Raw genomic sequence first — 6,859 nt, forward strand, 5'->3', positions numbered from 1 at the left:
CATTATTAATCTAATATAAAATGAATATGAAGTATCTGTTTTCTTTCTTATGCTTGTGTTGTGCTTTGTCGGTTTCAGCTCAAAAACCTGTGATTATTAATTTGGCAAAAGCCATCAGTGAATCTCCTAAAGAGATAATGCTAAGCGAGTTGGCTTCGGATATCAGGTATGTGCCTTTGGAGACGACCGATGATTGTCTAATGAATAATGAGTTCTACATCATGCAGTATACAGGTGAAGATATTATTACAAGTGGCATTTTCCATTTTGATAAGAATGGAAAGTTTCTCAATAAAATTGGAAATAAAGGTCAGGGCCCGGAAGAATATTTGCAGGGCTTATTTGCTTTTGGCGATTGGAAAAACAAGTTATTATATGTTCAGAACTGGACTACCTTGACTTGTTATGGATTTGATGGAAAGTTTGTGAAGAGTATTCCTACACCCCAATTAAATATGGGAGCAGCCGGATTGTTCGACGAGAATCATATTTTGTATAGTAATGACATTTATTATGCTGACAAGGCGAATCCGATACAGTTATATATGGTCGACAGTCAGAGTGGCAAAACAGTAAGTAAGTGGCGCGGCCATTTAGAGGAGAACAAAAAATACGGTATGATTTTGACTTCCCGTGACTTCATGTATAATTATGATAATAGTTTGTTCTATAAACCGGCATTGGAGAATGTGATATTTAAGATTATCTCACCTAAAAAACGTCAGTTAGCTTATAAATTCGATTGTTCCGGTAAAGATATTGACGTATCGGCTGATGAAGTTGATCCAAAGAAAAGATTTCAGTTCTTATCGGTCTATTGGGCTAAGGAAACAAATCAATATTTGTTTGTCAGTTATGGAATGAAGAATATTTCTCGTTTGGGAATATATGATAAAGAGAAGAAAACCTTTACTAATGTTACTATTAAAGACAATCTGGCCGGTGGCTATGATATCCATCCTGCATGGACAAGTGATGACAATCATTTACTGATGGTCTATTATGTCGGTGGACTCCTGCAAGATAAAGAAAAGCGTCATTCAACCGGTCTTTTGCCTGAGAGGAAAAAGGAATTGGATGGGTTGTTGAAAAATATAAAAGAGGACGACAATCCAGTCGTCATTGTGGTGACTTTGAAACCTAAGAAAGACAATAAATAGTAGTAATATTTATTGCAATATCGTAAGTGTCTCCGCGATTCTGTGTGCCATCCAAAAAAGGCTGATGAGTTTTCTTTTTCACTCATCAGCCTTTCTCCATCTGTCGGGAAGCAGTTCCCTATATTTTTCAAGTGGTGTGTTCGGTTGCCATCCGGCAGTTCTGTTTATCACATCGGTGAGATAGTCAAACAGATTCACTTTATGCATCCTGCAAGTGAGTGCTATCGTGTAGAGTATGGTGCCCCGTTCGGCCCCCTTATGGCTGCCGAAGAACAAAAAGATATCTTCGGAAATGAGAGACAGGCCCTTCATTTGCGAGCGTATAATTTTGAATAAACCGTCAATTCCGAGGCTCATACGGACAAAGCCCTGGTACAGATAGTACCGGTTGGCTGATGTCAGAGAATACATAAATCCCCCTCCTTTCTTTTGTAATCACGCAACATTTTAATGACACCCCCGAGTGTGGCCCGTTTGATTGAAACGGTGCTCCCGCTATTAAAGGTGATTGTGACCCCGGCAAGGCCAAACTCCTCTTCCGGCAACATGGAGGGTGATATTTGAGTGAACCCGGGAGAGGAAGTTCTCTGCAGGGAGGGTTCAACGCCCCCATAATAATCACGGACCACATCTTCCCTGGCTTGTTTGACGCTATAGCCATGTCTGGACATCCACGAACTCATACCTCCGAAAGTCGTATGCCGCTCGCGGCAGACATCCGCTAAAGAACAATGGTAGTCTACTTTTAATACTTCAAGGAAACGTTTCCAAGTGCTTCCAAATCTGTTTTCTTTTAAATCCATAATGCTTCGTTTTTATACATTGCAAAGATATGAGAACTAAAAAAAGAACGGCAATATAGAATCGCAGAGACGTTTACATGCTTCATGTCCAAGGATATTTCGGGAAAGGTTATACAATCCTAGAACCTTAGGCTGGTATATTCCCTTCAATTAGGAGCGACTATGATTTTTTAGTTTCGAGATTCAATATATCTCAGAATTTGCAAATAGATTGAGTCTACATATTTTTTCTGTTTATCACCAATGAAGGCATAATTATCTAATCCGGGTGCACTATTGATTTCCAGAACTATATAATTTTTGCACCACTTTTTAATTGTTGGAGTTAAGATGTCAATGCCACATAATTCTAAATTCATGTCATGGGCTATAGAAATAGCTAACTTACGATACTCTTCTGCCATTTCATCTGTCAATTCTAAAGCAGTACCACCCGAAGATAAGTTTGCATTATCTAAAAGCACCACATTTTCTTTTTCCGATGGAACATAATTCAAGTCTTTGCCTTCATTTTTTAAATGGTTTATCATTCTAAAATCATTTAAATCAATTTCTTTAACAGGTCTTCCTATTTCTTTAAAATGCTTCTGCTTTTCTTTCAATAACTCTAAAATGTTTTTCTTTCCATCACCTGTAACAGTCAAAGGAATACGCTGATAGGCTGAAAGAACACGTCCATCCAATACAACTATTCTGTAATCCGCATAATTAGAATAAAACTTTTCTACCAATAAAAAGTCTTTTCTCTTTTTTACAATTTTTGTAGCTATATCATAGAATTCCTTCACATTGCTAACTTTACAGACTAAAGTTCCTTGACTTTTATTATTGGGTTTCAAAATGACAGGAAAACCTAATTCTTGTGCATATAAACATCCATCTTTTATTCCGCGGCCATACTTTTCATCATATGGATGGTTAGAAAAACTCTTACCGATGGGTACGTTATAACCTAATTGTGATAAGAAATTATTGGTTTCAAATTTATTAGTAGTAACAGCAACTGTATTTGCCATATTGATATTAAGTTGGTTGTGTTTAAAGAATACACGTTTGCCATTCTGAAAAATAATCATTCCAAACCTTTGATATACAGGCTCCATAATGATACTAGCTCCTATCTGAGGAGCTAATCTTGCTATAAGGTGAGCTATATCTTCATTGTCCATACTTAAGGTTATTTTTATTGTTCAAGCAATGTTGTTACCGCCAATCTATAAATATCTTTTGTTATCTCATAATAATTATATCTACCATTCGGCTGTTGCGCTGCAAAGTTTTCAATCATTATTCCTGAGTTCACTTCCATAATATAATATGTTCCATTGGATACCACAATATCAATAGATGCAAATTTTATGTCTAGTGCATCAGCGGCTAATTTCACAAACTCTGCCAATTTAGCTTTCAAAGATTCATCTTCTATTATTATTGCATTCGCTCCGTTACCTAAATTATGTTTCCATGACATGACAACTTTCTCGCCTTTCGGTACAATTAGTTCAAGTTTTTCAAGCAAATCATTTAAATATGAAAGTCCTTGTTCTTTATACTTTGCAATTACCAAAGTTGCTAAAGTATCTTTACCATTACCTACAATATAAGGCCTTTCTTTTGCATATAACAATAAACTCTTTCCGTTTAGAAATATAACCCTATATTCATTTTCTATATTATAAAAAGGGCACAAGCAAAGATCATGATATTTGCTAAACATTTTCTGGACTGTACTTTCCAGCTCCCATTGATTGGATATTCGACTGACATCATTACCTCCGGTACCTTTATTGGGCTTACATACTATCCTATAATTACCGTCTGATTGGCACTTCTGAACATATTTCATTATTTCAGCCCAGCATCCCTTCTGTCCTATATATTTGGCTTGCCAATTGTAATTGAAAAATAATTTATGTTCTATTGCATTGATATGGTTGCGTGATAGTATTTCATAAGTTGCTTCTTTATCTTTGGCTAGCAATTGGGCTGTTGATGAATTGATTCCCCATTCATATCCATAAATGTAGCCAACTTTATTTTGCCTCTTTATTATAGTAATCCAATCTTCTGATAGGAATTGTACTTCAAATCTCATCTCCGTCGATAGTTCTTCCAGTATTTTAACCAGTATGCGTTTTTTATTTAATTGTTTCATGTTTTTCACTCGTCTTTTCTTGATTAAATACCTATTTCATGCTTACAAAAGAATAGTTAAGCATTCCATTTCTTTGCTGAGATATTTAAATAGATATACTATCTTTTTTAGTATGAAAGCATTTATAATCAGTAATATATAAGAAAGCGGGGAAAGAACCACTCCGTTGATAGGAAGTGTTTTCTTTCCCCGCTTGAAAGAGTTTATAATTTCTACTTTGGGTAGAAGCTGCTTCTCACGAAGGGGAAGCGAGCTTTTACTTTATAGGTTGATTATTTTTTTGTCAGAGTGACAGTATAAGTCTTGGTCATTACCATACCCCACTTATCTGTAACCTTCATGTTTACTTTCAGTTCAGCTTTACCATTAACCAAATCAGATGCTTTGATGTCACTTTCTGCTTTAGCTGTAAACTTACCATCAGCAATAGCACCGTCAGTAGCTACACTTGATACAAATTTATCAGCCAATTTAGCATCGTCCCATGCAAATTCTACAGACTTGATTTCATCTGAAGCTTTCTTTTCATCAGTTGTTACTGTTTCTTTCTTGGTAGCGTATGCTAACTTAGCATTATAAGCTTTGAACAAAGCAACTTCAGCACTGGCGTCTCTTGCAGCTTTCTCGTCTGCTGTCAAACCTGACTTGTCACCCCATACTCCGTTGTTATAAGTATAATACTTGTTAACCTCAGTCATGATAGTTTCCCAGCCCATCAAAGTGCTGGTCTCGCTTCCTACTGTTACATCATTGTTTGCAACAGTCAAGAAGAACTTCTCGTCTTTCAATGCGGTATAAGCATCAACAGTCATACCGAACTTGATCAAGTCAGCCTTCGCAATTTCGATAGGAGTAGCATTAGCATCCACTACATACTTTCCGGCAGCATCTTTCTCAGGAGCGTTATAGTCAGTAACGTCTTTCTGAGTAGAACCGCCTGCGTTTCCGAATAATGTCAGAGCCTTACCCTTGTTGATACCCAAAGCATAAACAGCAGAGATATTAGAAGTCATATCAACTGTTTTACCGAAGTTACCGGTAATAGCTTTTACAGTTACGTTAGAACCGTCTTTTGTATAAACTGAACTCTTAACGATAACCTTGAAGTCATAGTTAATAGTGTTTTCAGCATTGCCATACAATTTATAAGTAGCGCGGATATTGCGGTCCTTGTTCAGCATATATTGGTTATCAGGAGTATTAGCACCCTTCCAAGCATTCTGGTATACATTCAACTGGTTATTAGTAATCCAGTCTTCTGCACCCATTTCAGTATTAGCACCCATAGCATCTACCCAAGCTTTGTGATCCAAGTCGATATAAGTTACTGAAGTGTTATCAGCGAAATCAGGAACCAAGATACCGTCTCCCAGATTGTAAACTACCTTATTAGGTACGCTTGCATAGTCACCGATAACCTGCAATACACCGGCTGTAGTAAAGTCAGGTACTAACTTGAAGATGTCTTCTGCTTTCGGATTAGAAACAATCATGGTAGCTTCAGACTTCACAATAGTTGTAGCACCATCTTTTGCTTCAAATTCAATTGCATAAGTTCCAGGTATATATGTTGCAGCATCCAAGCTAAAGCCAAACTTAGCAAAGTCACTGTATGATGTAGCTGTTGCTTTGCCGTCACTCTTATACTGATTAAGATTACTGTCCTTAGTAGAATAAGTATATGTTGCTGTTTCAGGCTTTTCACCATTTTCATCCAACAGATAAACCTGCATAGTCTTAGCAGCTTTGAAGAATGCATTTTTCTGAGTTGCAGTAGTAAACTGGAAGTCAGCGACATTCCAAAGGATATTCTGTGTATAAGCTGCACCAACTTTTTCAGTAGATAATGTTACATTCTTGTCTTCCAAACCACCGGCTACTTGAATATCCTGATTAACAGTTACATCAATATCCTGATCAATAGCTGAACCATTCAGACCAAGTGCTATAACATTCAATTTAACAGTAATACTAGATACATTGGCGGGCATATTGGCAATAGTCAATACATTTCCGTCCAAAGACAAACCATATTGTTCAATATTCAACTGGTCACGAAGTTTTACAATAGCCTTACCTTTGTATTCATTTGCATAGATGATACCGGCTTTCTCAGTCTTAGCATCAACAGCTGTCAAATCAATAGTAGGAGCATAAGTTACAGTTCCAGCTTGTACAGTAACGTCAGCTTTCACTTCGTTTGCAGAAACATTATATGCAAAAGCAGTCTTGACAACTGTACCCTTTTCATTTTCTATAACTAGAGATGCTTCTTCACTCTCAGTAGTTGCATATTTTTTATCCTTTTCATCGTATGCAGGTTCTACGTCCAATGTCCACAAGCAATCTTCCGTTTTAGCGGCTCTAGACATAACACCATTTTTTACTTTCCAGTCGTCTGCAATACCTTTGACAGGGTTAGACAATGCAATATCAAGAACTTTTCCTTTAGCCAGTTGCAAAGAGAAATCAAACTTATCTGTCAATTCTACATTTGCGGGATTTACCAATATCGGCAATTCGCCACCTTGTTTTACTGTAGCATTTGCAGCAATACCGGTAAGGTCAGTGAATTTCTCAGTCAATGCCTTATATGCCTTCTTTGCTTTTTCTGTAGTATTCTTTGCAGCAGGTTGCCACTTTGCAGTTTGGAATTTAACATTAACGATAGGAGCCAGAGCTTCTACTACGAATGAGTCAGAAGTAGCGGGCAAAGTAACATCCTGGAATGCACCTGTTTC

Annotated in this window: 6 protein-coding genes; 1 reads left to right on the top strand and 5 read right to left on the bottom strand. The window is 37.0% G+C overall.

Going from position 1 to position 6,859, the window contains the following annotated elements; all coding sequences use genetic code 11:
• Positions 1-26 precede the first annotated feature (26 nt).
• Positions 27-1,160, top strand: coding sequence for a 6-bladed beta-propeller (locus tag QYT14_RS16075; RefSeq protein WP_289307137.1), 1,134 nt, complete (start codon positions 27-29; stop codon positions 1,158-1,160).
• Between the two features lie 78 nt (positions 1,161-1,238).
• Here QYT14_RS16075 and QYT14_RS18910 read toward each other — a convergent pair whose 3' ends face one another.
• The 5 genes from QYT14_RS18910 to QYT14_RS16105 all read right to left on the bottom strand — a co-directional run.
• Entirely contained in the window at positions 1,239-1,571 is a 333-nt protein-coding gene (locus QYT14_RS18910) for a hypothetical protein (RefSeq protein ID WP_347280237.1), read from the bottom strand.
• Positions 1,559-1,963 carry a hypothetical protein gene (locus tag QYT14_RS16090; protein ID WP_288325960.1) on the bottom strand — a complete coding sequence of 135 codons (405 nt, stop codon included), beginning with the start codon at positions 1,961-1,963 and terminating at the stop codon, positions 1,559-1,561. Before QYT14_RS16090 ends, QYT14_RS18910 begins: the two co-directional genes overlap by 13 nt.
• A 170-nt stretch (positions 1,964-2,133) precedes the next feature.
• Positions 2,134-3,132, bottom strand: a complete 999-nt coding sequence (locus QYT14_RS16095) for a hypothetical protein (RefSeq protein ID WP_288325958.1) — start codon at positions 3,130-3,132, stop codon at positions 2,134-2,136.
• Positions 3,133-3,146: 14 nt separating this feature from the next.
• On the bottom strand, positions 3,147-4,118 hold the full coding sequence (locus tag QYT14_RS16100; RefSeq protein WP_288325957.1) for a hypothetical protein: 972 nt from the start codon (positions 4,116-4,118) through the stop codon (positions 3,147-3,149).
• Between the two features lie 272 nt (positions 4,119-4,390).
• Positions 4,391-6,859: hypothetical protein (locus QYT14_RS16105; protein WP_288325956.1), on the bottom strand; the 2,469-nt coding region annotated here is incomplete at its 5' end.

It is taken from the genome of uncultured Phocaeicola sp., assembly GCF_948499155.1.
In the GTDB taxonomy this organism is placed as follows: Bacteria; Bacteroidota; Bacteroidia; order Bacteroidales; family Bacteroidaceae; genus Phocaeicola; species Phocaeicola faecalis.

Bases quoted from the DNA above. Each gene is read 5' to 3' on its own strand.
- QYT14_RS16095 (WP_288325958.1), bottom strand. From the start codon at position 3,132: ATGGACAATGAAGATATAGCTCACCTTATAGCAAGATTAGCTCCTCAG.
- QYT14_RS16090 (WP_288325960.1), bottom strand. From the start codon at position 1,963: ATGGATTTAAAAGAAAACAGATTTGGAAGCACTTGGAAACGTTTCCTT.
- QYT14_RS16100 (WP_288325957.1), bottom strand. From the start codon at position 4,118: ATGAAACAATTAAATAAAAAACGCATACTGGTTAAAATACTGGAAGAA.
- QYT14_RS16075 (WP_289307137.1), top strand. From the start codon at position 27: ATGAAGTATCTGTTTTCTTTCTTATGCTTGTGTTGTGCTTTGTCGGTT.
- QYT14_RS18910 (WP_347280237.1), bottom strand. From the start codon at position 1,571: ATGTATTCTCTGACATCAGCCAACCGGTACTATCTGTACCAGGGCTTT.